This window comes from Ahrensia marina (assembly GCF_042140245.1).
In the GTDB taxonomy this organism is placed as follows: Bacteria; Pseudomonadota; Alphaproteobacteria; order Rhizobiales; family MH13; genus MH13.
Map to the genome: position 1 here is coordinate 3,492,249 of NZ_CP159483.1, position 24,906 is coordinate 3,517,154.

Annotated in this window: 26 protein-coding genes; 8 read left to right on the top strand and 18 right to left on the bottom strand. The window is 57.6% G+C overall.

Annotated elements, in window-relative coordinates:
* Positions 1-110 precede the first annotated feature (110 nt).
* The 7 genes from mnhG to ABWH92_RS16940 are packed head-to-tail and all read right to left on the bottom strand — an operon-like array spanning position 111 to position 6,189.
* Positions 111-482 (bottom strand): monovalent cation/H(+) antiporter subunit G, encoded by a 372-nt coding sequence (gene mnhG, locus ABWH92_RS16910; protein ID WP_375570369.1) that lies wholly within the window; start codon positions 480-482, stop codon positions 111-113.
* Complete coding sequence (locus ABWH92_RS16915) at positions 479-871, bottom strand: cation:proton antiporter (RefSeq protein WP_375570370.1); 393 nt, start codon at positions 869-871, stop codon at positions 479-481. Before ABWH92_RS16915 ends, mnhG begins: the two co-directional genes overlap by 4 nt.
* Positions 868-1,347 carry a Na+/H+ antiporter subunit E gene (locus ABWH92_RS16920; protein ID WP_375570372.1) on the bottom strand — a complete coding sequence of 160 codons (480 nt, stop codon included), beginning with the start codon at positions 1,345-1,347 and terminating at the stop codon, positions 868-870. Before ABWH92_RS16920 ends, ABWH92_RS16915 begins: the two co-directional genes overlap by 4 nt.
* Before the next feature lie 37 nt (positions 1,348-1,384).
* Positions 1,385-2,965 carry a Na+/H+ antiporter subunit D gene (locus ABWH92_RS16925; RefSeq protein ID WP_375570374.1) on the bottom strand — a complete coding sequence of 527 codons (1,581 nt, stop codon included), beginning with the start codon at positions 2,963-2,965 and terminating at the stop codon, positions 1,385-1,387.
* A 13-nt stretch (positions 2,966-2,978) separates the two neighbouring features.
* Positions 2,979-3,356 (bottom strand): Na+/H+ antiporter subunit C, encoded by a 378-nt coding sequence (locus tag ABWH92_RS16930; RefSeq protein WP_375570376.1) that lies wholly within the window; start codon positions 3,354-3,356, stop codon positions 2,979-2,981.
* 2 nt (positions 3,357-3,358) lie between these two features.
* Positions 3,359-3,778, bottom strand: coding sequence for a Na(+)/H(+) antiporter subunit B (locus ABWH92_RS16935; protein ID WP_375570378.1), 420 nt, complete (start codon positions 3,776-3,778; stop codon positions 3,359-3,361).
* Entirely contained in the window at positions 3,775-6,189 is a 2,415-nt protein-coding gene (locus ABWH92_RS16940; protein WP_375574277.1) for a putative monovalent cation/H+ antiporter subunit A, read from the bottom strand. The genes ABWH92_RS16935 and ABWH92_RS16940 overlap by 4 nt, the downstream gene beginning before the upstream one ends.
* Positions 6,190-6,503: 314 nt before the next feature.
* On the opposite strand from ABWH92_RS16940, the gene msrB reads away from it, so the two are divergent.
* Together msrB and ABWH92_RS16950 are read left to right on the top strand one after the other, a co-directional pair.
* Positions 6,504-6,944 (top strand): peptide-methionine (R)-S-oxide reductase MsrB, encoded by a 441-nt coding sequence (gene msrB, locus ABWH92_RS16945; protein WP_375570380.1) that lies wholly within the window; start codon positions 6,504-6,506, stop codon positions 6,942-6,944.
* Between the two features lie 10 nt (positions 6,945-6,954).
* Positions 6,955-9,039 (top strand): S9 family peptidase, encoded by a 2,085-nt coding sequence (locus tag ABWH92_RS16950; RefSeq protein WP_375570382.1) that lies wholly within the window; start codon positions 6,955-6,957, stop codon positions 9,037-9,039.
* Between the two features lie 25 nt (positions 9,040-9,064).
* Here the strand turns inward: ABWH92_RS16950 and ABWH92_RS16955 are convergent, their stop codons facing one another.
* The 5 genes from ABWH92_RS16955 to ABWH92_RS16975 form a co-directional block, all read right to left on the bottom strand.
* Complete coding sequence (locus ABWH92_RS16955) at positions 9,065-10,369, bottom strand: cobyrinate a,c-diamide synthase (protein WP_375570384.1); 1,305 nt, start codon at positions 10,367-10,369, stop codon at positions 9,065-9,067.
* 50 nt (positions 10,370-10,419) lie between these two features.
* Positions 10,420-11,046, bottom strand: a complete 627-nt coding sequence (locus tag ABWH92_RS16960) for a response regulator (RefSeq protein WP_375570386.1) — start codon at positions 11,044-11,046, stop codon at positions 10,420-10,422.
* Between the two features lie 84 nt (positions 11,047-11,130).
* Positions 11,131-11,730 carry a superoxide dismutase gene (locus ABWH92_RS16965; RefSeq protein WP_375570388.1) on the bottom strand — a complete coding sequence of 200 codons (600 nt, stop codon included), beginning with the start codon at positions 11,728-11,730 and terminating at the stop codon, positions 11,131-11,133.
* A gap of 151 nt (positions 11,731-11,881) precedes the next feature.
* Entirely contained in the window at positions 11,882-12,451 is a 570-nt protein-coding gene (locus ABWH92_RS16970) for an isochorismatase family protein (protein WP_375570390.1), read from the bottom strand.
* On the bottom strand, positions 12,448-13,359 hold the full coding sequence (locus ABWH92_RS16975) for a branched-chain amino acid aminotransferase (protein WP_375570391.1): 912 nt from the start codon (positions 13,357-13,359) through the stop codon (positions 12,448-12,450). The genes ABWH92_RS16970 and ABWH92_RS16975 overlap by 4 nt, the downstream gene beginning before the upstream one ends.
* A 140-nt stretch (positions 13,360-13,499) precedes the next feature.
* On the opposite strand from ABWH92_RS16975, the gene ABWH92_RS16980 reads away from it, so the two are divergent.
* Positions 13,500-14,159: a haloacid dehalogenase type II gene (locus tag ABWH92_RS16980; protein WP_375570393.1), complete on the top strand. Its 660-nt coding sequence runs from the start codon at positions 13,500-13,502 to the stop codon at positions 14,157-14,159.
* Here ABWH92_RS16980 and ABWH92_RS16985 read toward each other — a convergent pair.
* The 3 genes from ABWH92_RS16985 to ABWH92_RS16995 all read right to left on the bottom strand — a co-directional run bounded on the left by ABWH92_RS16985 (position 14,156) and on the right by ABWH92_RS16995 (position 16,768).
* Positions 14,156-14,656, bottom strand: coding sequence for a ClbS/DfsB family four-helix bundle protein (locus ABWH92_RS16985; RefSeq protein WP_375570395.1), 501 nt, complete (start codon positions 14,654-14,656; stop codon positions 14,156-14,158). The genes ABWH92_RS16980 and ABWH92_RS16985 overlap by 4 nt on opposite strands.
* 112 nt (positions 14,657-14,768) lie before the next feature.
* Complete coding sequence (locus tag ABWH92_RS16990) at positions 14,769-15,350, bottom strand: TIGR00730 family Rossman fold protein (protein WP_375570397.1); 582 nt, start codon at positions 15,348-15,350, stop codon at positions 14,769-14,771.
* Positions 15,351-15,361: 11 nt separating this feature from the next.
* Positions 15,362-16,768 (bottom strand): dipeptidase, encoded by a 1,407-nt coding sequence (locus ABWH92_RS16995; protein WP_375570398.1) that lies wholly within the window; start codon positions 16,766-16,768, stop codon positions 15,362-15,364.
* Between the two features lie 32 nt (positions 16,769-16,800).
* Between ABWH92_RS16995 and ABWH92_RS17000 the strand changes: the two genes are divergently transcribed.
* The gene (locus tag ABWH92_RS17000) at positions 16,801-17,229 is read left to right on the top strand and encodes a DUF1801 domain-containing protein (RefSeq protein WP_375570400.1); all 429 of its coding nucleotides are present in this window, start codon (positions 16,801-16,803) and stop codon (positions 17,227-17,229) included.
* Here ABWH92_RS17000 and ABWH92_RS17005 read toward each other — a convergent pair.
* Complete coding sequence (locus tag ABWH92_RS17005; protein WP_375570402.1) at positions 17,226-18,908, bottom strand: helicase HerA-like C-terminal domain-containing protein; 1,683 nt, start codon at positions 18,906-18,908, stop codon at positions 17,226-17,228. The genes ABWH92_RS17000 and ABWH92_RS17005 overlap by 4 nt on opposite strands.
* A gap of 183 nt (positions 18,909-19,091) precedes the next feature.
* Here ABWH92_RS17005 and ABWH92_RS17010 point away from each other — a divergent pair, with 183 nt between their 5' ends.
* Positions 19,092-19,553 (top strand): DUF2780 domain-containing protein, encoded by a 462-nt coding sequence (locus tag ABWH92_RS17010; RefSeq protein ID WP_375570404.1) that lies wholly within the window; start codon positions 19,092-19,094, stop codon positions 19,551-19,553.
* Between the two features lie 38 nt (positions 19,554-19,591).
* On the opposite strand, the gene dusA is transcribed toward ABWH92_RS17010, so the two are convergent.
* Positions 19,592-20,596 carry a tRNA dihydrouridine(20/20a) synthase DusA gene (dusA, locus tag ABWH92_RS17015; protein ID WP_375570405.1) on the bottom strand — a complete coding sequence of 335 codons (1,005 nt, stop codon included), beginning with the start codon at positions 20,594-20,596 and terminating at the stop codon, positions 19,592-19,594.
* 407 nt (positions 20,597-21,003) lie between these two features.
* Positions 21,004-21,708, bottom strand: a complete 705-nt coding sequence (locus tag ABWH92_RS17020) for an SDR family oxidoreductase (RefSeq protein WP_375570407.1) — start codon at positions 21,706-21,708, stop codon at positions 21,004-21,006.
* 88 nt (positions 21,709-21,796) lie between these two features.
* Between ABWH92_RS17020 and ABWH92_RS17025 the strand changes: the two genes are divergently transcribed.
* Genes ABWH92_RS17025 through ABWH92_RS17035 form a run of 3 tightly spaced genes read left to right on the top strand, consistent with a single transcriptional unit; the run spans position 21,797 to position 24,858 of the window.
* Positions 21,797-22,576 (top strand): SDR family oxidoreductase, encoded by a 780-nt coding sequence (locus ABWH92_RS17025; protein ID WP_375570409.1) that lies wholly within the window; start codon positions 21,797-21,799, stop codon positions 22,574-22,576.
* Between the two features lie 52 nt (positions 22,577-22,628).
* Positions 22,629-23,573 carry a dihydrodipicolinate synthase family protein gene (locus ABWH92_RS17030; RefSeq protein ID WP_375570411.1) on the top strand — a complete coding sequence of 315 codons (945 nt, stop codon included), beginning with the start codon at positions 22,629-22,631 and terminating at the stop codon, positions 23,571-23,573.
* 25 nt (positions 23,574-23,598) lie between these two features.
* Positions 23,599-24,858: a D-amino acid dehydrogenase gene (locus tag ABWH92_RS17035; RefSeq protein WP_375570413.1), complete on the top strand. Its 1,260-nt coding sequence runs from the start codon at positions 23,599-23,601 to the stop codon at positions 24,856-24,858.
* Positions 24,859-24,906 lie beyond the last annotated feature (48 nt).

A 24,906-nucleotide genomic window follows, 5' to 3' on the forward strand; every position in this document is an offset into this window, starting at 1 on the left:
CACTATGCCGCCATGCAAAGATAAGTAGCATGTCAGTGCGATACAATTCGTTGAAACAAGTTTACCTAATGAAACGCAAACAACACAGGCATTCGCAGAAAGTGCGAAGGTCAATCAAAGCTATCGCAACGTAAATTACGACCATCATCTTTGTATTTACCTGCCAGATTGTCGATTTGCGTGCCTTCCCATGGCTTGTGGCCAACATAGTAGGCGGCGCGAACAAGCAGATGCGCAGCAATAGGAGCGGTGAGCAGCAAGAACAGAAATGCTGCAAACGCGCGGGTCACAACACCCAACTCACCTGAGTGCAAAGCAAGAGCAGCAAGCAAAAGCCCTGACCCCAAGGTCCCAGCCTTAGAAGCGGCATGGCTTCGGCTGTAAAGGTCAGGAAACCGCAAGATGCCCATAGCAGCCACTAAGGTGAAAACAGCCCCGGTAATGATGATCAAACCGGTAAGGATGTCGATGATACCGTTCATGATGGCCTTCCACTGACGCGTGGACGTACAGTTGGCTCCGGTTTGCTGTCTTTATCGCGTGGCGGATGTGCTTCGTGCTCGATATCGATCATATCGGCGTCGGCCTCTGGTGGCCGGTCACGTTTAAGAATAAAGCGAGCAAAGGCGACTGTTGCCAAGAACCCAACAAGTCCAAGCGCAATCGCGATATCCAAAAACAGCAAATACCCTGTTTTGACCGCAACAACGGCGATAAAGCCGATGCCGGTTGCTACTAGCATATCGAGCGCCAACACGCGATCCGGCAGCGTGGGCCCGATGATGATGCGCACAGCAATCACCAAGAATGCTGCCACCAGGATACCCAGAGCGATCAGGGAGCAGAGGACCAGGAAATCCTGTGTTGTCATCGGAAGGCCTCCATGATCTTGCGCTCAAACCCTGTTGCGATGTCTTCCTTCAACGCTTCTGGATCAGGCACATGGATGGCATGAATGTAGAGCGTGCGGCGGTTGTCCGACACATCAACAGACAGGGTTCCAGGCGTTAGTGTGATCAGATTGGCAAGCAAGCTGATCTCGAAGTCACGGTCGACGGTTAGTGGATACGCGATGAAGCCTGGTTCCAGCTTGGAAAGGTCAGGCGTCAGCACCAGCTTGAACACGCGGATCGCCGACATAACCAGCTCATAGAGGAACAAGAAGGCAAGCGAGGTCACGCGGCGCACGCGGCGCACATAGCCGATCGTGCCAATCTGCTCGCGAATAAGCGACAGCGCGCCAAGACCCAGCACGAAACCAAACAGGCCGTTGAGGAACGAGAACCCACCGGTCACAAACACCCAGGCCACAGCGAGCAGCACGTTGACAAGAAACATGCCGGTCATGTGGGAGCTCCCTTTGTTGGGTTGAGCAGTGTGCGCATCATGGCGCCACCGGCGAGATGGCCGTGATGTAAGCGGAAGGATCAACAAGGCCGACGGCGGCGAGGCTTGCCAGATTGACTGCCGGGTCTGCGATGATGCCAAGGCCAATGATAACCAGAACAAGAACCGCGATGGGTGTTAAATAGGTACGCGCCTCGTCAAGCGAAAGCCCCGTTACGGGGATGGCTCCACCTTCGATATCGTTGCGCCAGAAAGCGAACAGCCAAACACGGCCAATGGCGATCATCGCAACGAAGCTGGAGACGAGGTAGGCCGCGGTCAGCCACCCCTCACCTGCCACCATGGAGGCGCGGACCAAAATCACCTTTGGCCAGAAGCCGGAAAAGGGCGGCAAACCAGAAATAGCGAAAACCAAGATCAAGAACATAGCCGCGAAGAACGGGCTGGCTCGGTAGAGGCCGCCGACGGACCGCAAGTCGAACGATCCGTTCATGCGTCCGATGACCCCGGCGGCAAGATAGAGCGCCGCCATCACCAAGATGGAGTGAACGGCGTAAAGGATTGTACCACGCAGTCCGTCAGGGGTTGCGATGGCAATACCAACAAACATAGCACCGATCCCCGAGAGGACCAGGAAACCCAGGATTTTGCGAATGTCCGTGCTTGCCAACGCGCCTGCTGCGCCCAAAAGCGAGGTCAGCGCCGCAATCCAAATGAGCACGTCCTGGAACGTATCGAAGGTGCCGGGGTAGAGCATGCCCACCACCCGCAGCAGGGCGTAGATGCCCACTTTGGTCAGCAGGGCGGCGAACACGGCGGACGTAACGATGTTGGGCGTGTGATAGCTGGCGGGCAGCCAGAAATTGAGTGGGAAGGCCGCCGCTTTCATTGCAAACGCAAAAACAAACAGTGCTCCGAGCGTTGCCAACGGCATGCCACCCGTCGCCTGGCTTTCAGCGATACGCAGTGACAGATCGGCCATGTTGAGTGTGCCAAACAAGCCGTAGGTGTAACCCACGCCAATTAGGAACAGTGTTGTGGCCACCAGATTCAGAAACGCGTACTTCACCGCGCCATCGAGCTGCGCGTGCGAGTTACCAAGCACGATCAAACCAAACGATGAAATCAACAGCACCTCAAACCAGACATAGAGGTTGAAGAGGTCAGCGGTGAGGAACGCCCCAGACACACCTGATGTCAGCATCAGGAGGAACGGATAAAAGCCATAGCGGCGGCCATCGCCATCAACGCTCTTGGCCGAGTAAAGAACGGCAACCAGCGCCACCAAGGATGACGTGAGCGCCATTATGACGCCAAGCGCATCGGCGTTGAACGAGATACCAAAGGGTGGCAGCCAACGGCCCATGGCCATGAAGACTGGACCACTGTCGAGCACCCGCGCAGTAAGTGCCAGGTTGCCAATGAAGACAACACCAAGCGTGATCCCGGCGATCCACGGCTGCAGGTGGGGCTGGCGGCGCATCATCAAAGCAAAAGCGGACATGATAAGCGGCCCAGCCACTGGCAAAACAACCAGATAGTCGGCAGCCGTTATCGTTGCGTCGACATAGGCGACGCTCAGATCAACGTAAGAATAGGAGGCGGTTTCACCGGCCATACGCGTTCAGTCCTCAGTAGCCTTGCGGTGGGCGCGGTGCATCCACCGGCTCAGCCACGCGCATATGGTCAGTGTCGTCGGTGCCAAGCTCCTGGTAGGCGCGCATGGCGAGCACCAGCAAGAAGGCAAAGATTGAAAAGGCAATCACAATGGCCGTCAGCACCAGCGCTTGCGGCAATGGATTGGCTGTGACAGTCGGCGGCGCTGTCAGCCCAAGCGGAATAACAGGTGGCACCTCATGCACCAGGCGGCCTGCGGTAAAGATAAGCAGGTTGACCGCATTGGAAAGCAGTGCCGCACCCAGCAGCAAGCGGATCACGTGCCGCGAAAGCATCAAGTAGACCGAAGCGGCAAAATAGACGCCAACAAGAAGGGAAAGAATAAACTCCATCGCTAGTTATCCGTTCGCTCTTCAAGGGCCAAAGCGATGCCGCCAATGGTGCCAAGCACGACCAGATACACCCCGATGTCGAAGAACAGGATGGTGGACAGCTTCAGCTCAACGCCAAAGATCGTTGGTGACGTCCAAAGACCAGTCAGAAACGGCGCATCAACCAGCATCGATGGCAGCCCGGAAAGTCCGGACAGAAAAAGCCCAAAAGCAGCAATGTGGATCGGGTGCGCCCAGATCGCGCGGCGTACCGCTGGCACGCCATTGGAAATACCATAAATCGCCAGGGCAGATGCTGCGATGAGGCCACCAATAAACCCGCCACCCGGCTCATTGTGGCCGCGCAACAAGATAAAGATGGAGAAAAGCACCATCAATGTTGTGAGGTAAGGCGCCAGCGCACGGAAGATGACGGTGTTCATTCTGCAGCCTCCCGAGTGACCTGCTGGGCGGCTTCATCAGCTTTGCTTGGTTTTGTGGGCTTTGGCTTCAGGCGCACCAAGGCGAGGATTGCCAAGCCGGCAATCAAAACCACCCCGATTTCGCCCAGCGTATCCAAACCGCGATAATCGACGATAATCACGTTCACGATGTTACGGCCTTGGGCGATGGGATAAGAGTGCTCGGCAAAGAACTCGGACAAGCGGCCATCAAAGGGATGCGAGAGCACGGAGAGCAACAAGCCAGTGAGACCAACGCCGCAGGCAATCGCGATGGCACCATCCATCATGGACTGCCAGAACGAACGATGATCGCGCTTGAAGAGCGCCATACGCGTCATAACAAGGGCAAGAATGACCACAGACAGCGTTTCAACCATAAACTGGGTGAACGACAGATCCGGCGCGCCGAAGAGCATGAAAATGAGCGCGACCGCAAAACCCTGAATGCCCAAAGAGACAATGGCTGTCAGACGGTTGGAAGCGGTAAGGACCGCAGCGATACCGACAAGCGCAATGAAAACAACCGCCAGCTCGTAGAATGTGGCGTCACTGATATCAGCCAATTCAGCAAGACTTGGCCATTCGCCATAGATGGTCAGAGGCACGATGAACGTCACCGCCACCAGGGCAAAAGTGATCGTCATGTAGCCTTCCATACGGCCGAACTGGATGCGACGGGTGAGGCCGTAGCAAATCGAGACCAAGCCAGCGAGGGCCTGATCGAAACCTTTGTCTGGCCCCCAGCCGATAAAGTCGAGGACGCCTGCAATGACGCCCCGCACCCGATCAAGGAGAAGATAAAGCGTAGTGCCAATGGCTATGGTCACCAGCGACAGGGCTACAGCTATGTTGAAGCCTTCCCACAGATGCAGATGCACCGAAACATCTTCGCCCAGAATGGCCGATAGCAACGGCTGTATGATGATGTCGCCCGTTGTCGCCGCCAAAACACCACCGATTAGACTGAGCGTTGCTAGCGTTACCGGACCTGCCCAAAGCATCAGCGGGCCCTCATGCGCACTTTTGGGCGTTTCTTTTTTCTCGCCATAGAACGGGCGCAGCGCGACAGCAAAACCGGCTGCAAACATCATGGCATTGCTCAGCACCAGTGATGTGGTGAGCAGGATCGATTGCAGGTCTGGATAGGCTGCGCCTTTGTACATGTATTCTTTGGCGAGGAAACCAATGAACGGTGGCAGGCCGCCCATCGAGAGCGCCGCCAATAAGGCAGCAGCAGCCGTGATTGGCATCGCCGCACGCAGGCCACCAAGCTTGGTGAGGTCACGTGTGCCTGCCTCATGATCAATAGTGCCAGCCACCATGAAGAGCGCGGCTTTGAAGAGCGCATGGGCAACCAGATAGAGCGCCGCGCCCTTGATAATCGCCTCGTCGGATGTGCCCGTCAGCGCCACCAACAGCCCCAATGAGGCGACAGTGGTGTAGGCGAGCATCAATTTCAGATCGGTCTGACGCAGTGCCAGAAGCGCGCCCACCAGCAACGTCACACAGCCAAAGATCGGCAGAATCGTGGACCAAAGAACCGTGTCACCGAGTGTCGGGTTCAAGCGCATCAGCAGGTAAACGCCTGCCTTCACCATGGTGGCCGAGTGCAGATAGGCCGAAACGGGCGTCGGCGCTTCCATCGCGTTGGGCAACCAGAAATGGAATGGGAATTGCGCGGACTTTGTGAACGCGCCACCCAGCACCAACAGCAGGATCGGCACATAAAGAACCGAGCCTTTGATCAATGGCGTCATCGTCGCCATTTCCGACAGTGAGAAGGTGCCCGTGTAAGCAGCCATCAACAGCAAGCCAGCCAACAGGGCCAAGCCACCGCCGGCGGTGACAATCAGCGCTTGAATGGCAGCACGGCGCGAGCGCTCTGCTTTGTGGTTGAACCCGATCAGCAGGAATGACGTGATCGACGTCAGCTCCCAATAGACGAAGAGGGTGATGACATCGTCAGCCAACACCACGCCAAGCATGGAACCCATAAAGAGCAAAATGAACGAGAAAAACCGCCCCAGATGCTCATGGCCCTTCAGGTAACCACCAGCGTAGAGAACGATGAAGAAACCAATGCCGGAGATCAGCAGAGCAAAGGTGTGCGCCAGACCATCAACATAAAAGTCCGCGCCAATGCCAAGCGAAGGCACCCAGGGCAAGGCAAACAGATAGCGTCCGCCTTCAGCAACTGAGGGCAATATACCGTCAGCCGTTTCGGTCGGCACCATGTAGCCAAGGAAGTGAAGAACAATGAAAGCCGGCGCTAATGCCAAGAGCCACGCAGCGCGGTGGCCTAGCCACTTGTGGGCGAAGGGAGCAATGGCGGCGGCAATGAACGGCGCGGCAAGCGCGAGATAAAAGCCAGCGGGACTATCAGGGCCGATCACTGAAGAGGGGTGCCTATGGTTACAGGTGTGCGAGCGCGATACTCGAATTGAATGATGCGAGCTAAGGTGTTGGGATGATTACCTATACACCCTGCGCGCCCGGTCAATGGTTTTCGGTGCACAATCGACATCAAAGCATCGCAGTTGTTCCTAAAATGCACAGATTAACGTCGGCCCGTCAGCGACGCCTCAAGCATGTCGCGTGAAACAGCTCACAATTGGCTCACTAAAACGCGCTTGAAAGTCTGCTTGTTGTTCGCGCACAAGCGCCTATGTTCGCCTCACATTTTGATTGCAAGCCAGATGAGGCAATGATGACAAAAACATACAGCCCCCTCCCCGATGATGTTGATCCGATGAGCGTGTCGGAAGCTGAATGGAAAGAGCGTCTGACGCCTGAGGCTTTCAAAGTGGCACGCAAGCACGGCACGGAGCGCGCTTTCAGCCATCCTTACAATGAGGAAAAACGAGAAGGGACCTACAGCTGCGTATGCTGCGGGCAACCGTTGTTTGAGTTGTCCGCTAAGTTCGATTCCGGCACGGGGTGGCCAAGCTTCTTCCAGCCAATTGGCGAGGGCGCTGTGGACGATCATGAAGATCGCTCGTTCTTTATGCGCCGGGTGGAAAATCGCTGTTCACGTTGCGATGCACATCTGGGCCATGTGTTCACCGACGGCCCTCAGCCGACCGGTCTGCGCTACTGCATGAATGGCGTGGCGTTGCACTTTGAACCTGAAGAGACCGAAAGCTAAGGCGTCCGTTGTGAGCTTTTCTGCCCCCACCCTGCCCGCTCCTGTTGCTGCCAAGCACGGAACAAACCGCGTCGTCCACGGCGTTCCGCTGGACGACTTGTATGCCTGGCTTCGTGCTGACAACTGGCAGGAGGTGATGCGCAAGCCAGAGACACTTGCCGCGGATATCCGCGCGCATATGGAAGCAGAGAATGCCTATGCCGAAGCGGCACTGGCACCGTTGCAGAGCTTGAAAGAAACGCTGGTGAAAGAGATGCGCGGGCGCATCAAAGAGGATGATGCCTCTGTGCCAGCGCCCGATGGGGCATACGCTTATGGCACGCGCTATCGCGAGGGCGGGCAGCATCCCCTGTTTGTGCGCACACACAGAGATGGCGGCGAGGATACCATTTTGCTGGACGGTGATGCGCTGGCCAAGGGCAAAGCCTATTTCCGTTTTGGCGGCGCCTCGCACAGCGACGATCACACGTTGTTAGCCTGGTCGGCAGACGATAAGGGCTCAGAAAAATACACGTTGCGCATTCGCGATCTCGCCTCCGGCGAGGACCTGCCGGACACGGTGGAGGAAACCAGCAGTGGTGGTGTTTGGTCGGCCGATGGCACGTCACTGTTCTACACGCGGCTCGATGATAATCACCGCCCATCAAAAGTGTTTCGTCACCAGCTTGGCGCTGATCCCGCCGAGGATGAACTGATCTACGAAGAAGAAGACTCCGGCTTTTTCGTCGGGGTTGGACGCACCCAGTCCGGCAGGTTTTTGGTGATTGATTGCCATGATCACCAGACCAGCGAAGTGTGGCTGCTTGATCTGCACGCGCCACAATCAGATTTGTTTTGTGTGGCGCATCGCGAGGTTGGGCACGAGTATTCCGTTGAGGATCAAGGCGATGCACTCATCATCCTCACCAATGCTGATGACGCGGAAGACTTCAAAATCGTTAGCACGCCTGTTTCTTCGCCAGGCAGGGACACCTGGGCCGATCTGGTCGCGCATGAACCGGGCCGCCTGATCCTGGGGCATATGGCCTTCAAAGACTGGCTTGTCTGGCTGGAGCGCGCCGGTGGACTGCCTCGCCTCTGCTACCGCAGGGCTGACGGCACTGTCGATGCGGTTGCGTTTGACGAAGAGGCTTACGCGCTGGGCTTTGGCACCAACTACGAGCACGCGACGGACACGCTGCGCTTCAGCTACTCCTCACCCACCACGCCGCAAAGCACCATCGATGTTGATCTCAGCACCGGCGAACAAACCGTGCGCAAGGTGCAAGAGGTGCCTTCAGGCCACAATCCAGCGGACTATGCCGTGCGGCGCATCTTCGCCAAGGCCAGCGATGGGGCAGAGGTGCCTGTCACCGTGCTCACACGCGCTGATCACAAAGATAATGGGTCGGCGCCCTGCCTGCTCTATGGCTATGGCTCTTACGGTATTTCGATCCCCGCCAGTTTCTCCACCAACGCCCTATCCCTGGTGGATCGCGGCTTTGTCTACGCCATCGCGCACATTCGTGGCGGCAAGGACAAAGGCTTTGCCTGGTACAAGCAGGGCAAGGCCGAGCACAAGGTGAACACCTTCACCGATTTTATCGCCGTGCGCGATCATTTGGTGAGTTCAAGCATTGTCGATGGAAGCAAGATCGTTGCGCAAGGCGGGTCAGCGGGCGGCATGCTGATGGGCGCCGTGGCTAACATGGCGCCCGAGAAGTTTGCTGGCATCATCGCACAGGTGCCCTTTGTTGATGTACTCAACACCATGCTTGATGACACGCTGCCCCTAACCCCGCCGGAATGGCCAGAGTGGGGCAATCCAATTGAGGATGAGAAGGCGTTTCACCGCATCAAGGCTTACTCGCCCTACGACGCGGTCAGCGCACAAGACTATCCGGCGATTTTCGCGCTAGCCGGTCTGACAGATCCGCGTGTGACCTATTGGGAACCGGCCAAATGGGTGGCGCGGCTGCGCGAGCTCTCAACCGGCGATGCACCACTTCTCTTAAAAACCAACATGGATGCGGGCCATGGCGGCGCGGCCGGGCGGTTTGATCGCTTGGATGAGATTGGCGAGGTGTTTGCCTTCGCCATCGAAGTGGCCGGGTGAAGGTTGTTCCCGGGTGATAATCCACTCAAACATCTGGCGCGATGAGGTGAAAAAAGGTTCCCGTCACCTGATCTCGGCAGGAGCCTGTCTCCGAAACCGTGTTGCCTGATGCATCTGCGATTTTGGCCAGTGCCCTGTCCGGTTGCTCGATGATCGAGCAATAATGATACTCGTGACCGCGCAACATCGCGCCTTTTGGGAAGCCGGGCATTGCCGCAAGCAGTTCAGCGTGGCGATAGCCGAGGTGGAGACGGCGGGTTTGGTAGCTCGTGACAAGGCCAAGCAGACCGGCCATTTTGTGGTGGGTGCCATCTGCATCGATCAGCGCCTCGCCAAGCACCATGTAACCCCCGCACTCGCCATGGACGGGACGGGTTTCTGCGTGCAGACGTAGGCCTTTCAAAAATCGGTCTGCTGCGGACAATCGCCCGGCATGCAGTTCCGGGTAGCCGCCAGGCAACCAGACAAGATCGGCTAACGGATCAGGCGCTTCATTGGCCAGCGGTGAGAACGGCATGATCTCAGCGCCAGCCTGCCGCCACGCGTCGAGCAGATGGGGATAGAGGAAGGAAAAGGCTTGGTCCTGCGCCAGCGCAATGCGCTGCGCCGGTGGTCGCAAAGACGTGCCCGTTTCTATCGGTGGCAAAGCTTTCGCACTGGCGCGCAAAGCAGCCAGATCGCAGTGCTGACGCACAGTATCAGCAGCCAGCGCGATGGCGTGCTCAAGGTCTGGGTGCTCCATGGCTTGGACCAGGCCAAGATGTCGTTCTGGCAACGTCAGATCACTGCGCCGCGGCAAGGCGCCGATCACGGGCAGTCCGGCTATTTCCATCCCTGATCGCACCAAACGTTCATGGCGGGCGCTCGCGACGCGGTTCAGGATGACGCCCGCAAAAGGAAGGTCGGGATTGAACGTTGCGCACCCCAATGCCACGGCGGCGGCTGATTGGGCCTGTTTGGCGACATCCACCACCAGCACCATGGGCCAGCCCATCTGTACGGCCAGTTCGGCGCTGGAACCATATCCGCTTGCACCAGGTTTCTCCGCCCCGTCATAAAGGCCCATCGCACCTTCAGCGATGACCATGTCAGCGTCTGCGCCTTTGAATGCAATGGCGGTGGTAAGACCGCGCGCCATCGCCCAACTGTCGAGATTGTAACAGGGTTGGCGGCAAGCGGCGTGATGAAAGGCCGGGTCGATGTAATCAGGACCAACCTTAAAAGGCTGCACTGACACCTCATCATCAGCAAACGCGCGCAGCAGACCAAGCGTTACGGTTGTTTTGCCAGCACCGGACGATGGTGCGGAGATCACGAGCCCAGGCGTCATGCAGTCTTATCCTGGTGAACGATGGCCAGTAAGTGAAGAGCTAGTCCACTCTAATCCAGCATAAACACAGCTTCTTCAACCGTTTCTTCAACCGAGCGTTTTTCAACAACCGGGTCCGGGCGCAGCGTCTTGATGGCCTTGCGCACCGTGTTTCCCTGCGAATTGAGAATGTCAGCCAAATCATCCTGGCGGCGCTCTGGACCGCGATACATCGGGTCGATGCGGCGACGGCGATCAGGGCCGAAGTAGCCCGATGGTGTGCGGATGTAAGAGCGTGGGCGTTTGATCGTTTTTTCTACGCGCGCCATCAAGTCGCGCGCACTGAACGGCTTGGTGACCAGCTCATCCACGCCGAAATTGATGGCTTGGGTGATAACGGATGCGCTGGCGTAGCCCGTAACCATGACGATTGGCATCATCGGGTTCACAATCAATGGATTGTGTCGAACCGCAAGCGCCAACTCCATGCCATTGATGCTGCTGTTGAGGACAAGGTCCACCACGGCGACATCCACATGATGGCCTTCCAAATGGTTGTGCGCGCCTATGGGATCTGAAAACTCCGCAACCGAACGCAGACCCATCGTGTTCAGGATCGAGCGCAAGATGCCACGCATCTGCGGATTGTCGTCGAGCACGATGGCTGACTTGTTAGCGTAGTGAGGTTCCCCAACCATCGCTAAGGATGTAGTGGTGGAGAGCTAACAACCGGTGAACGTAACGTCAAACGCTGAACGCTACATTCACCGGTTGTGCTTTTATCAGCGTGTGGCCTCGAAAAGCTCGGCCACATAGTCCCAGTTGACCATGCTGTCGATGAACGCTTCGAGATACTTTGGACGCGCGTTGCGGTAGTCGATGTAATAGGAATGCTCCCAAACATCGCAGCCCAGGATTGGGGTTGCACCGTGCACCACTGGGTTTTCACCGTTTGGTGTTTTCATGATCTCCAGTTTGCCGTCTTTGACCGCAATCCAAGCCCAGCCGGAACCAAACTGACCAACACCTGCGGCGATGAAGTCCGCGCGCATTTTGTCATAGCCGCCAAGATCAGAATCAATGGCTGATTGCAGAGCGCCTGGCAGGGACGTGCCGCCACCATTTGGCTTCATCCACTTCCAAAAATGGATGTGGTTGAAGTGCTGACCGGCATTGTTGAACAGCGGTGCATTGGAGCCGAAGCTCGCCTTCATGATCTCGTCAAGCGACTTGTCGGCCATGCCAGCGGCTTCAGCCAGCTCATTGCCCTTGGAGACATAGGCCATGTGGTGCTTATCGTGATGGAACTCCAACGTCTCAGCCGACATGTAAGGGCCAAGCGCGTCGTAAGCATAGGGAAGATCAGGCAGTTCGAAAGCCATGGAATGTCTCCGCAAATCGGGGGTTAAGAAGAAGATCGGCAAACCTGAATGTGAGATCAGCTTGCCTTAGGGTCATTACTTAAGGCCCAACCCCGACGGCGACAATAGGTTCCGACTGTTGGCGCTTACTATTCTGCTCAACGCCAATTGATCATCGCGTGCGTACGAGCGCACTGATTGGCTTGAATGCCTTGGCTTTGGCGTCGCCTACCCATTCAAACGCCACCATTTCGCTGCTGACAGGCACCACGCCCGCATGCGCCATGCGTGAGAGCGCAATGTCTCGTGAACCGATGTGGCGCGAGGAGATGGCGTCGGCGACCACAAACACCTCAAAACCGGCCACTGAGAGCTCCAGCGCCGATTGCAACACACAAACATGGGCTTCTACGCCAGCGATGATAATCTGATCGCGTCGCTGGTCGCTGCGCTTTTTGCGCAGCTTGTCGAGGAGCTTTTTCTCTTGGGCGACGGAGAAAGCGGTCTTTTCGATCAAGGTCGGGCGGGTGCAGGCTTCCAGTAGAGCAGGCACGGTGTGACCAAGGCCTTTGGGATACTGCTCCGATATCACGATGGGCACGCCGCAATGCCCCGCAGCTTGGGCCAGGAAAGCGCAAGTATCGACGACACCTGCCGGGTCTTGCATGGCTGGTACCAAGCGTTCCTGAACATCAATGATCAGAAGCTGGCTGCGGTCTGCTTTCACAAGGGCTGCACTCACAGGGCGTGCGACCCGTCATTGGCAAAAGCGGTGTAGAGCGAGCGCGCTTTGGCCGCCAATGGACCTGGCGCAATATCGCGACCCTCAAAGTGGGTGATCGGCATCACCTTGGAGTAGTTGCCGGTGGAGAAGATTTCATCAGCCTGGTGGAAATCAGACACGGTGAGCTTCACCTCCTCAACCGTGATGCCGTCATCCTGCAAAAGACCGATGATCCGCTGGCGGGTGATACCATTCAAAAAGGTATCGTTAGGTGCAGGTGTGCGCACCACACCATCTTTCACCAAAAACACGTTGGATGTGGCCAGTTCGGCCACATTGCCCAGCATGTCGAGCACCAATGCGTTTTGAAAACCGCGTTGCTGGGCTTCCAGGATTGCGCGTCCATTGTTGGGGTAGAGGCAGCCTGCCTTGGCGTTTGTCGGCATGGTTTCGAGCGTCGGGCGGCGGAAGCTTGATACACCAATCGACATGCCTGCGGCTGGGTCAGGCATGTCGGCGTGAAACAGCGTCATGATAAAGCGCGTCGTCTCCGCACTCGGCGGGACGCCCATAAAGCCTCCACCCTCAGCATAGTACATGGGGCGCACATAAAGCGCTTGGTCGGCAGAAAAGTTCTTCGCCCCTTCCAGCGCCAACGCCATGATCTCTTCAGCTTCCATGGTTGGGGCAAGGTTGAGGGCTTCAGCGGAACGGTTCACACGCTGGCAATGCGCGAGCAGATCGGGGGCGATGCCGTCATAAATCCGGCCGCCATCAAACACTGTTGAGCCGCACCAAAAGGCATGAGTCATGGGCCCGGCAACGGGTGTGTTGCCCTCCTGCCAACGTCCATCAAAAAACGTCCAACAATCGGGCAATTGCGATGCATCGTGATGGTGGTGGCTGGCGTGCGTATGGTGATTCATGGCGTGGCCAAAAGTTGGAGAAAAGCAATGCGTTGCACTCTTCTTCGCAAGCCTATCAGCCATAGGCAAGGCTTGACCTTGCACCCCATGCCCCTAGAACTGCGCAGCACTCCTCCTCCTTGCTCAGCGAGCCATTGTCCATGCCTTATCCGGTCTACATTTTTGATGCTTACGGCACTCTGTTTGACGTACACGCGGCTGTGCGTCGCTACGCCGACCAGATAGGGCCGGATGGGGCCAAACTGTCGCAAATCTGGCGTGATAAGCAGTTGGAATACTCCTGGGTGCGCGCGCTGTCCGGGCGGTACAAAGACTTTTGGCAGTTGACCGAAGAAGCCCTTGATACCGCCTTTGCTCTGGTGCCGAGCGTTGACCGGGCCTATCGCGACGATCTGCTGACGGCCTATTCACGCCTTGATTGTTACCCCGAGGTGCCCGCTGTTCTGCGAACGCTTTCAGAAGGCGGCGCAAAGCTTGCCATTCTCTCCAACGGCTCGCCGTCCATGCTGGAGGGTGCAGTGGAAGCTGCCGGTATTGGACCGCTTCTGGACGCCGTACTGTCTGTGGACCAACTGCGCACCTACAAGGCGCATCCCGACGTCTACGACATGGCAACCAGCCAGTTTCGCACCTTTCCTGACAAAGTCTCATTTCAGTCTTCCAACCGGTGGGACATCGCAGGCGCGACCGCGTTTGGGTTCCGTACCGTTTGGATCAATCGTGCCGGTATGCCGGACGAGTATCTGGACCTATCGCCGGCTGCCGTGCTTGCCGACTTGAACGGCCTGGCTGCGCTTTAAGCCGCAGCTTCGCGCTTAACCTTGCGCACGAACTTTGCCGCCGAGCGGTAATGGCTTGGGCCAGAGGATTCGGCCCAGCGACCGAGCGTCCAATCGTTGGTCCAGGGATATATGTGTTTGGCGTAGAGCACATCATCGTCCAAGCTATCGATGAGGGCGAGGAAATTGGCATGGTGCTCTTTGAGCTGAGCCATCATGTTGGCCCATGATTGCTCCGCTGCTGCCTCATAAACTTTGGCGTTGTAGGGCTTTAGCTGGTTCCATTTGTACCCTGGGGCAGGCACTTCAACCTCTCGGCCAGCCTTCCCATCTTCGTACCAACCGAAGAACAGATCCATCCAATGGACCCGGTGGCCGATCACCTGTTTGATCGATACCGCATCGTCTTTGTCAGGCTGGTTGGCCAGGTCTTCATCCAGACCATCGAGCAGTTTGATGAGCTTTGCGAACTCTTTCTCGGTGATGGTGCGCAGTTCAGTCTTGTCAGTAGCAGCCATGGATCCCCTCTGTGCCGAAGGAGGAGAAGCATAGCGGGCAGCACCTGCCATTGCGCACGGTCAATAGCTAGGATGCCGCGCGCCTTGTTGCTGACGCATGCTGACAGGCACGTTAGAGCGTTTCGCGCTCCACCCATTTTTGCACCACGGGCGGTTCATAGGCCTCTATCGCATCAAGCAGTGGATCAGGCTCTTTTGCGGAAAGCAGCGTGTTGCGCAGGCCAGGTTTCACAAAGCCTTCATCGCGCTGGTGATCAAGAAACACCATCAAAGGATCGTAGAAGCCGCGTACATTGAGCACGCCAATTGGCTTGTCGTGAAAACCAAGCTGGCCCCACGTCCAAACTTCAAACATCTCTTCCAACGTGCCAGTGCCACCGGGCAGGTTGACGAACCCATCGGAAAGCTCCGCCATGCGCGCTTTGCGCTCATGCATGGACCCGACGGCTTCCAGCCGGGTGAGACCTTTGTGGCCAATTTCCTTGTCCATCAGCGCTTTTGGGATGATGCCAATGACCTCACCACCAGCTGCCAAAGCCGCATCCGCGGTGATGCCCATAAGACCGACTTCCGCGCCGCCATAGACCAGCGTTGCCCCACGTCTGGCGATGGCTGTTCCGAGCGCCTCAGCAGCTGCTGCGTAGTCAGGATGGTTGCCAGGGTTCGACCCGCAGAAAACGCAGACCGATTTCATCTTTGCCGCCTTCACGCTGTTTCTCCCAGGGCAAACAGGATGCGCACCCAAGATCGGATGCCCTTGCGGTAGCTTTCCAACTCGTACTTTTCGTTGGGCGAGTGGATCTGATCATCGCCCAAACCGAACCCAACCAGCACGCTTTCCAGACCCAATCGGGTCTGAAAATCGCCGACGATGGGGATCGAGCCGCCAACGCCAATGAACGCAGCAGGTTTTGGCCATTCATCGGTCAACGCTTGTTGCGCGGCAACAAAAGCCGGTCCGGTTGTGTCCAGTTCAATGCCCGGCCCTGCGCCCTTGTTTTTGAACACTGCCTTGCAATCTGCGGGCAGGCGTTCGGTAACAAACGCCTCAAAGCTCCGGCGCACAGCATCAGGATCTTGGCCCTTGACCAATCGACAGGAAATTTTGGCGGATGCGGCGGCAGGCAACACCGTTTTGAAGCCCTCACCGGTGTAGCCGGAGGTGATACCGTTCACTTCAAGCGTTGGGCGCGACCAAATCTGTTCCAGCACCGAGCGGCCCTTTTCACCTGCTGGTACAGACAGGCCGACATCACCCAAAAACGCCTCTGGTGAGAAATCGAGCTGTTGCCACATCGCCATGATGTCGTCAGGCACCTCGGCCACGCCATCGTAAAATCCTGGCAACGTTATCGCGCCGTCATCGTCATGCAGGTCGGCAATGATCTTGGCGAGGACGTGGGCCGGGTTGCGCGCAGCACCACCGAAATAGCCTGAATGCAGATCCTTATCCGCCGCCTCAATCGTGACTTCCACACCATACATACCGCGCAGCCGCGTGGTGATGCCGGGTGTGTCGCGATCCCACATATTCGTGTCGCAGACGAGGGCGACATCAGCTTTCAGATCATCGGTGTGGGCATCCAAAAAGCCAGGCAAAGAAGGGCTGCCAGACTCTTCCTCTCCCTCAAAAATGATCGTGATCGGGATCGGCAGTTTGCCGGTTGCCTGGATGCAAGCGCGGCACGCTTCGATGAAGGTCATGATCTGACCTTTGTCATCAGCCGCGCCGCGCGCCACGATCTTTTTTGACCCGTCGGCACGGGTCTCGACAATGGGATCAAACGGGTCGCGATCCCAAAGCTCCAACGGGTCTACAGGCTGCACATCATAGTGCCCGTAGAACAGCGCACGTGGACCGTCGCTTGCAGCGTCATCCCACTTGGCAACGATGATGGGATGGCCAGGGGTTGTATGCGTGGTGACTTTAAAGCCCAAGCTCTCCAACTCGCCATGCACATGGGCAGCGGTTTTTCTGACCTCGCCATTATAGGCTGGATCGGTGGAAATAGAGGGGATACGCAGCAGCGCGAACAGGCGCTCAAGGCTTTGCTCAAACTGCGCATCAGCAGCGTTTAGCGCTGGCGCAAGTGACGTGGATGATGTGCTCATGATAGAATCGGTTCCAGAACCGGAGGATGGGAATGGCAGAGAACAAGACCCAAGCAACCGATGCAAGCGTGGAACGTTTTCTCAGCGCCGTTGAGCCACATCGGCGGCGTGACGATGGGATCGCTTTGGACGCACTGTTCCGGCGCGTGACCGGATGGAACCCAGTGATGTGGGGCGACAGCATCGTGGGCTATGGGCAGTACCACTATCGCTATGAAAGCGGCCGTGAGGGCGATTTCCTGGCCACAGGTTTCTCACCGCGCAAATCGAGCCTCAGCCTCTACATCATGCCCGGCTACCAACAGATGGGCGATATGCTCGACCGGCTGGGCAAGCACAAAATTGGCAAGGCCTGTTTATACGTCAACAAGCTTGCCGATGTGGATGAAGATGTTCTTGCCGAGATCATCCGCGCCGGACTGGATGATCTTGGCAAACGATATGAGGTGAAGGCCAGCTAACGCCGCAGGCTACCCAGAATACCGCGCACAACCGCGCGACCAATCTGAGTACCAGCCGAACGCATGATCGATTTCATCATCGCTTCGGTTGGCGTTTGGCGGGAAGACCGACGCCGACGGGATGAGCTAGATCGTGAGCTTGTGCGGCGCTCGGTTCGGCGCGAGTCGCGCTCACCATAATCATAGTTCCGGCTGCGGGGACCAAACTCGGGAATATCGAAGCCAGAACGGGTGCGACGGCTGCCGGACCGGCGATCATCGTAGTCATCGTCATCTTCATAGTCGTCACGACGACGGGCACGTTCTTTCTCTTCCTTCTCCCGGGCCTTGCGCTCTTCTTCCTCTTGCAGGGCGCGCGCCTCGGCGGCTGCCGCATCCTCACCACGCTTCTTCAAGATTTCATACGCGGACTCGCGGTCGACGGCTTCGTCGTACTGGCCAAGAACCGGTGAGGTTTTCATGTGCTCGGCACGCTCATCGTCCTCAAGCGGGCCAAGGCGCGAGGATGGCGGGCGAATCAGCGTGCGCTGCACGATGGACGGCACGCCCTTTTTCTCCAGCGTTGAAACCAGCGCCTCGCCGACGCCAAGCTGGGTGATCACCTCAAACGCATCGAGTTCGGGGTTGGGGCGGAACGTTTCAGCGGCGGCTTTCACAGCGCGTTGATCGCGCGGGGTGAAGGCACGCAGAGCATGCTGCACGCGGTTGCCGATTTGGCTGAGCACCTCATCTGGCACATCCAAGGGGTTTTGGGTGACGAAGTAGACGCCGACACCCTTCGAGCGGATCAAGCGACACACTTGCTCCACGCGTTCCAGCAGCGCCTTGGGCGCCTCATCAAAGAGCAGATGCGCTTCATCGAAGAAGAACACAACGCGTGGTTTGTCTGGATTGCCGACCTCTGGAAGTTCCTCAAAAAGCTCCGAAAGCAACCACAACAGGAAGGTTGCGTAGAGGCGCGGATTGTTCATCAGCTTATCGGCGGCCAGCACCGACACGATGCCACGGCCATCGGTGTGCGTGCGCATGAAATCAGCGATTTTTAGCGCCGGTTCGCCGAAGAAATTGGCCCCACCCTGGTCTTCCAGCACCAACAAGCGACGCTGGATCGCCCCGATGGAGGCAGTAGAGACATTGCCGTACTTGGCCGAAATCTCATCCTTACGCTCATCCAGGTTCAGCAGCATCGCCCGAAGATCTTTCAGGTCGAGCAGCATCAAGCCTTCTTCGTCAGCGATGCGGAAGGCGATGTTGAGCACGCCCTCCTGCGTCTCATTCAAATCCATCAGGCGGGAGAGAAGCAGCGGTCCCATTTCCGAGATCGTTGTGCGGATTGGGTGACCCTTTTCGCCAAACAGATCCCAGAAGATCGTTGGCGTTGCTTCATAGGTGTACTCATCCTTGAAGCCGATGGTTTCGGCGCGCGCTTCCAAAAAATCCTTCTCTGTGCCAGCGACAGCAATGCCGGAGAGATCGCCTTTGACATCGGCACAGAACACCGGAACGCCTGCGCGAGAAAAACCCTCCGCCATGATCTGCAAGGTCACGGTTTTACCCGTACCGGTTGCACCGGTGATCAGCCCGTGCCGGTTGGCAAGCTTCAACGCCAGATGTTGAGGCGCAGGCGTGTCGGTGTCGGAGCTTGCGGTTCCAAGGTAGATGGCATCGTCTTTATACATGATGGTCTCATCGCTAGTGAGGAATGGCGGCGACGGGTCAGAGTATGACCTGCAAAGTACCGCTTTGTCTGGGGATTTGCCGTGGGATGCAAGGGCAAGATGGAAGGAAATGCCTTGAAATCCAGCCTTGCCCGACGCAAGGGTGCGCGCAACGCATTCGCTTAGGACAGGAAGGAAGCGAGCATGGAAGAGCTGATTGGCCGCATCACGGACGCTGTGGGCATTGACGAACAAACCGCGCAAACGGCCATTGGAGTGATTTTGGGATTTCTCAACAAGGAAGGCCCAGACGATGCGATGAGCCAACTTATGGAGGCCATTCCTGGCGCTGATGCGTTCATCGCCAACCTTACCGAAGGCGGCGATGACGCCAGTGGCGGCCTCGCTGGAGCGCTCGGTGGCCTGATGGGCGGATCGAGCGGCGGCGGTGGCCTAGGCGGACTTGCCGGTGCTGTTGGTGGTTTGATGGGCGGACAAACCGGTGGTCTGATGTCAGCAGCCAGCGAGTTGATGAGCGCTGGGCTTGATATGGGCCAGATTCAGGGTGTGACACAGGAAGTGGTTGGCTTCGCGCGTGAAAAGGCGGGCGACGAAGTTGTCGGCCAAATCATCGCGCAGATCCCAGGCATGGATCAGTTCACGTAAAGCCGACGACTCAGCTTGGTTTTGGAGGCCATCGCAGCTTAGGCTGCGGTGGCCTTTTGCGTTTGGCGCTGCTCCACCGCACTGAGAGCCTGCAGCACCAGCTCCGGCCCAGCGCCATCCAGATGAGCACCTTCTGAGAGAATACGCCGCCATTGGCGCGCGCCCGGCTGACCGGCGAACAGCCCAATCATGTGACGGGTGATCTGGTTGAGACGGCCACCTTGTACGAGGTGCTTTTCAATGTAGGGCAGCATCGCGCGCACCACATCACCGCGCGATTGAGAGGATGATGTATCGCCAAACAGGACTTCATCGGCGTGGAGCAGAATGTCGGCTGGGGTTTGATACGCAGCCCGACCGATCATCACTTCATCCATGCCCTGATCAAGCAAGGTCTTGGCATCTGCCAGAGCTGCAATACCACCATTGATGCCCATCCAGAGGTCAGGGAATTCGCGCTTCATCGCCAGCACCAAATCATAGTCCAGCGGTGGAACATCGCGGTTTTCTTTCGGTGAAAGTCCTTCCAACCAGGCTTTTCGAGCGTGAACAATCACCGCATCGACCCCGGCATCGCGCACCTTGGCGATGAAATCTGGAAGCACCTGGTGCGGGTCTTGATCATCAACGCCAACGCGGCACTTCACTGTGACAGGGATCGTCGTGGCGCGTTTCATCGCCTCCACAAGGCCTGCTACATGCGCCGCATCGCGCATCAAGCAGGCACCGAATGTGCCGGACTGGACGCGATCCGACGGGCAACCACAATTCAGGTTGATCGCATCATAGCCACGGTCAGCACCAATGCGCGCAGCCTCAGCCAACTTAGCAGGGTCTGAACCACCTAGCTGAAGGACGATTGGATGTTCTGCGGGCGAGAACCCAAGCAAACGCTTACGGACGCCGTGGATCACAGCATCCGCCGTCACCATTTCGGTGTAAAGCACGGCCCGCCGCGACATCAGCCGATGAAAATACCGGCAGTGACGGTCCGTCCAATCCATCATTGGAGCCACGGATAGTTTAAAACCTTGATTTTTCATCTTTTTTTCAATTGGCCACAGTCGAGGTTCTTACGCTGGATTTCGCCCGAAATACCCCTAGATCGCTCCGCATCGATGACGGCTAGCGCACACTAAAATGGCGTCCATTTCTGGGCTTCCTTCCGGTGCTTATCGCGTCCAAGTATGGCGTAAAGGACGCTATGCCAGTGAGACCTTTTTACGGCGCGACGACGCCCATCGCTGGGCTAGCCGAGCCGAAACGCGCACGCTGCTTATCTGCGATCGTAAAGACCCATGCAACAAAGTGGGAAACAATGAACGCATCCCGCGGCCAGACGCTTCCGGTTATGACGCTTGGGCAACGGTTCGAGCGCAAGCCAGAACGCGTGAGGTTCCAGTTTATCCCGAAGCGTGCGCATCTTCCAATGTTCAAGGCCTACTCCTGGCTAAACTGATCGCGTCATACCGCCATCAATGCGGATATTTTGGCCGGTCACGTAAGCTGCTTCGTCAGACGCAAGGTAACAGACCAGGCCAGCCACTTCCTGCACTTTGCCATAGCGACCCATGGGCACGCGTTGTCGGCGCTCGTCTTTCTCCGGCAAGCTATCAATAAAGCCCGGCAACACATTGTTCATGCGCACATTCTCAGCGGCGTATTTGTCGGCAAACATTTTGGCGAAGCTAGAAAGACCAGATCGAAAAACGCCAGAGGTGACGAAGGCCAAGTCGGGCTCGGCAGCTGCAAAACTGGAAATGTTGATGATCGCGCCGCCGCCCTGTTTTGCCATGATCGGCGCGACTAGACGGGTCGGTCGGATCACATTCATCAACAGATAGTCCATGGCTATATGCCAGTCCTCATCGCTGATCTCCAAAAGGTCGCCCTTCGGCGCATGGCCCGCCGAGTTCACCAGAACATCGATGCGGCCCCAGCGCTCCATAGCAGCATCCACCAGCTTTTGCAGATCAGCTGTTTCCAGATTGGAACCAGTGATGCCAACACCGCCCAACTCCTTGGCCAAGGCTTCGCCATTGCCTGACACCGACAGGATGCCAACCCCATAGCCCTTCTCAGCCAACTGCCGGGCAGCCCCGGCCCCGATGCCGCGACCGCCGGCTGTTATCAGCGCTACTTTCTGCGATGCCATTGGACGTTCTCCGTTTTTCCTGTTCATTGCAGTCTTGCTTACCTGCCCTTAGGGCCGCAAAGACGCGGCGAGTTAAAAGGAAATCTAAATGGATATGGGATTTGCCGGTCGCAATGCGTTGCTCACCGGGGCCAGCAAGGGTATGGGCCGCGCTTGTGCCATAGCGCTGGGTCAGGAAGGCGTTAACCTGACGATCATCGCGCGCGGCGAGGAGGCGCTGGCGCAAACAGCCTCCGACATCCAGGCAAAGACCGGCGCAACCGTGCAGACCGTTGCCGCCGATGTTACAACGCTCGAAGGGCGCGCGGCGGCACTGGCGGCATGCCCGGAGCCAGACATCCTTCTTAACAATGCCGGTGGCATGAAACCGGGCGATTTTCGCGACCACGACCGCGATCAATGGATTGAAGCGCTGGATCTGATGATGCTTGCGCCCATCGAGATGATACGAGCTACTTTCGATGGCATGGTTCAGCGCGGCTTTGGCCGCATCGTCAACATCACCTCGCGAGGTGTTAAAATCCCGCATGCTGAACTGTCGCTCTCAAATGGTGCGCGCACAGGGCTTGTGGGCTTCTGCGCCGGCATCGCCCGGCTGGGCGTTGCCAACAATGTCACGATCAACAATATCCTGCCTGGGATCGTGGACAGCGATGGCCAACGTCATCATGTTGAGAAGCTGGTGGAGACAACCGGCAAGAGTTTTGAGGAGATCTGGAACGTTCGCGCCGCCAAAAGTCCAGCCAAGCGTTTCGGCCGCCCGGAGGAAATCGGCGCGCTCTTTACCTTTCTGGCTTCGGCCCATGCAGGTCTGATGACCGGGCAGTCGATTTTGATGGATGGCGGCGATTACCCAGGCACCCTTTGACAGCCCATCATCATGTCCTAATGTGGCTGTAACTGACCTTAGGAGAGAAAGCATGCCTCACGCCAAGCCGAGCGGATCCTTCGTTGCGCTCGTCACCCCGATGAATGACGACGGTTCGATCGACTATGAGGGCTTTCGCACTCTAATCGACTGGCACGCGGAAAACGGTACGTCGGCCTTGCTGATCATGGGGTCGACCGGCGAGGTCTCTATGCTGTCGCCAGAGGAACGCCACGAGGTCATCCGCAGGACACTCGCCATGCGGAAACCAGGCGTTACGATGTGGTATGGCTGCACCGGCAACAACACGGCCACAACAATAGAGTATGTGCGCTTTGCCAAAGCAGAAGGGGCAGATGGAGCCATCATTGCCGCGCCCTCCTACATCTGCGCCGACAATGCCGCGATCACCGATTACGCGTTCAAAGTGCTCGACAGTACCGATCTGGCAATGGGGTTCTACAACAACCCACCGCGCGTGAAGACGGACCTCCACTGGACCAATCTTCTAGAGCTGGCCGACCACCCCAACATGGTTGTGGTGAAAGAGTCGACAACACGCGTCGGCCAGGTGGCTCAGGTTTGCGCCGCAAAGCCAGACATGGCCATCATGTGCTGCTGTTCGCCGAACCTCGGTCTGGTGATCCCGACCATGGCGCTCGGTGGCCACGGCACAGCGAACATGACCGGCAATCTTATTCCCCGTGAGATGGCGACTATCTCTAGGCCCTGGGAAACGGGGGAGGACGCCTTTGCGTGCCGCCAGGCCTGGCTCGACAATCTGCCGGTCCTGCACTTTGCTTACTCGGCCATCAATCCCGTTGCGGTGAAGACTCTGATGCGTGCTATTGGCCTGCCTGCTGGTCCGCTGCGCGAGCCGCTGCAACCTCTACCCGAGCCGGCTCTCCAAGCAGGCCTGGACATGGTGCGCGCGCTTGGTCTCGATCAGCGCTATGGCTTTCGAACCGGCCCGGCTGCGATGGCGGCCGCCGAGTAGCAGCGTAAACGCACCGCTCATCGCCATGACGACCCTTGTTCTAGGCGCCGGCGTGATCGGCCTTGCCACGGCCTATGCGTTGCATAAGGACGGGGTGGACGTTCACGTCATTGAGCGGCTGAATGGTCCCGGTCTTGCTACAAGTTTTGGCAATGCAGGCGGGCTCTGTCCGGGCTTTGCTGGCCCTTGGGCCGCACCTGGTATGGTCGCCAAGGCCATCAAGTGGATGGTCGCACCGTCGGCCCCGCTTAAGATCCGTCCGCGCCTCGACCTGGCCCAATGGGCCTGGCTTCTTTCCTTCGCACGTGAATGCAACTCTGACCGCAGCGCGGCCAACAAGCGCGCCATGCAAGCCATCGCCCATTACAGCCAGGATCGGCTGGCAGCCCTCATGGACGATACCGGCGTTGAGTTCGATCATGGCCGTGGCGGGATTCTTCAGACCTTCCGCTCAGAGGATACCTTGGCTGCCGGTCGGCGCGCCGCTTCCGTTTTGGAGGGCCTGGGCATCAACCATAGGCTGGTTGACGCTCATGAGATCGCGCAGATCGAACCAGCGTTGGCCGGATCGTTGGACCGGTTTACCGGTGCCCTGCATCTGCCTGACGATCAAACGGGCGATTGCGCAGCCTTTTGTAAGGCGCTTGCCCAGTGGTTATCGGGGCAAGGTGTTCGGTTTTCTTATGGTGTCGAGGTGACAGCCATACAGGCTGCTGCCGGACGGTTCGCCGGGCTGGAAACCGCGAATGGCCCAATCCGTGGCGACGAACTGGTGCTTACAGCCGGACCTTTTGCCAACAGCTTGCTCGCACCCTTGTCGGAACAGCAACCCATCTATCCTGTGAAGGGCTACTCCCTTACCTACGATTTGAACGGCGATCTGGACGATGAACTGACTGCCCCCCGGTCGTCGGTTATGGATGAAGACTCCAAACTGATGTTCACAAGGCTTGGCAATCAGCTGCGCGTTGCCGGCGTCGCTGAGCTTTCAGGTTTCGACACCAAACTACGCATAGGACAGCTTACCGCCATTCGCCGCGAAACCGAGAGATTTTTTCCCGCTTTGCACACTTTGCCGGACCCAAAACCTTGGGCCGGCCTGCGTCCGATGACACCCGACGGGCGGTCACGCATTGGGCCGGCGCGCAGTGTTGACGGTCTCTGGCTGAATCTTGGCCACGGCTCAAACGGCTGGACTCAAGCAGCAGGCGCCGGCCAATTGGTCGCCGACCTAATGGCGGGCCGGACGCCCGCCATCGATGCCGCTGCTTATCTGCCTAATTAACGCTTGCCGGTTGACGTAAAGGCAAAGCTCGCGCCATCTTCGACCACG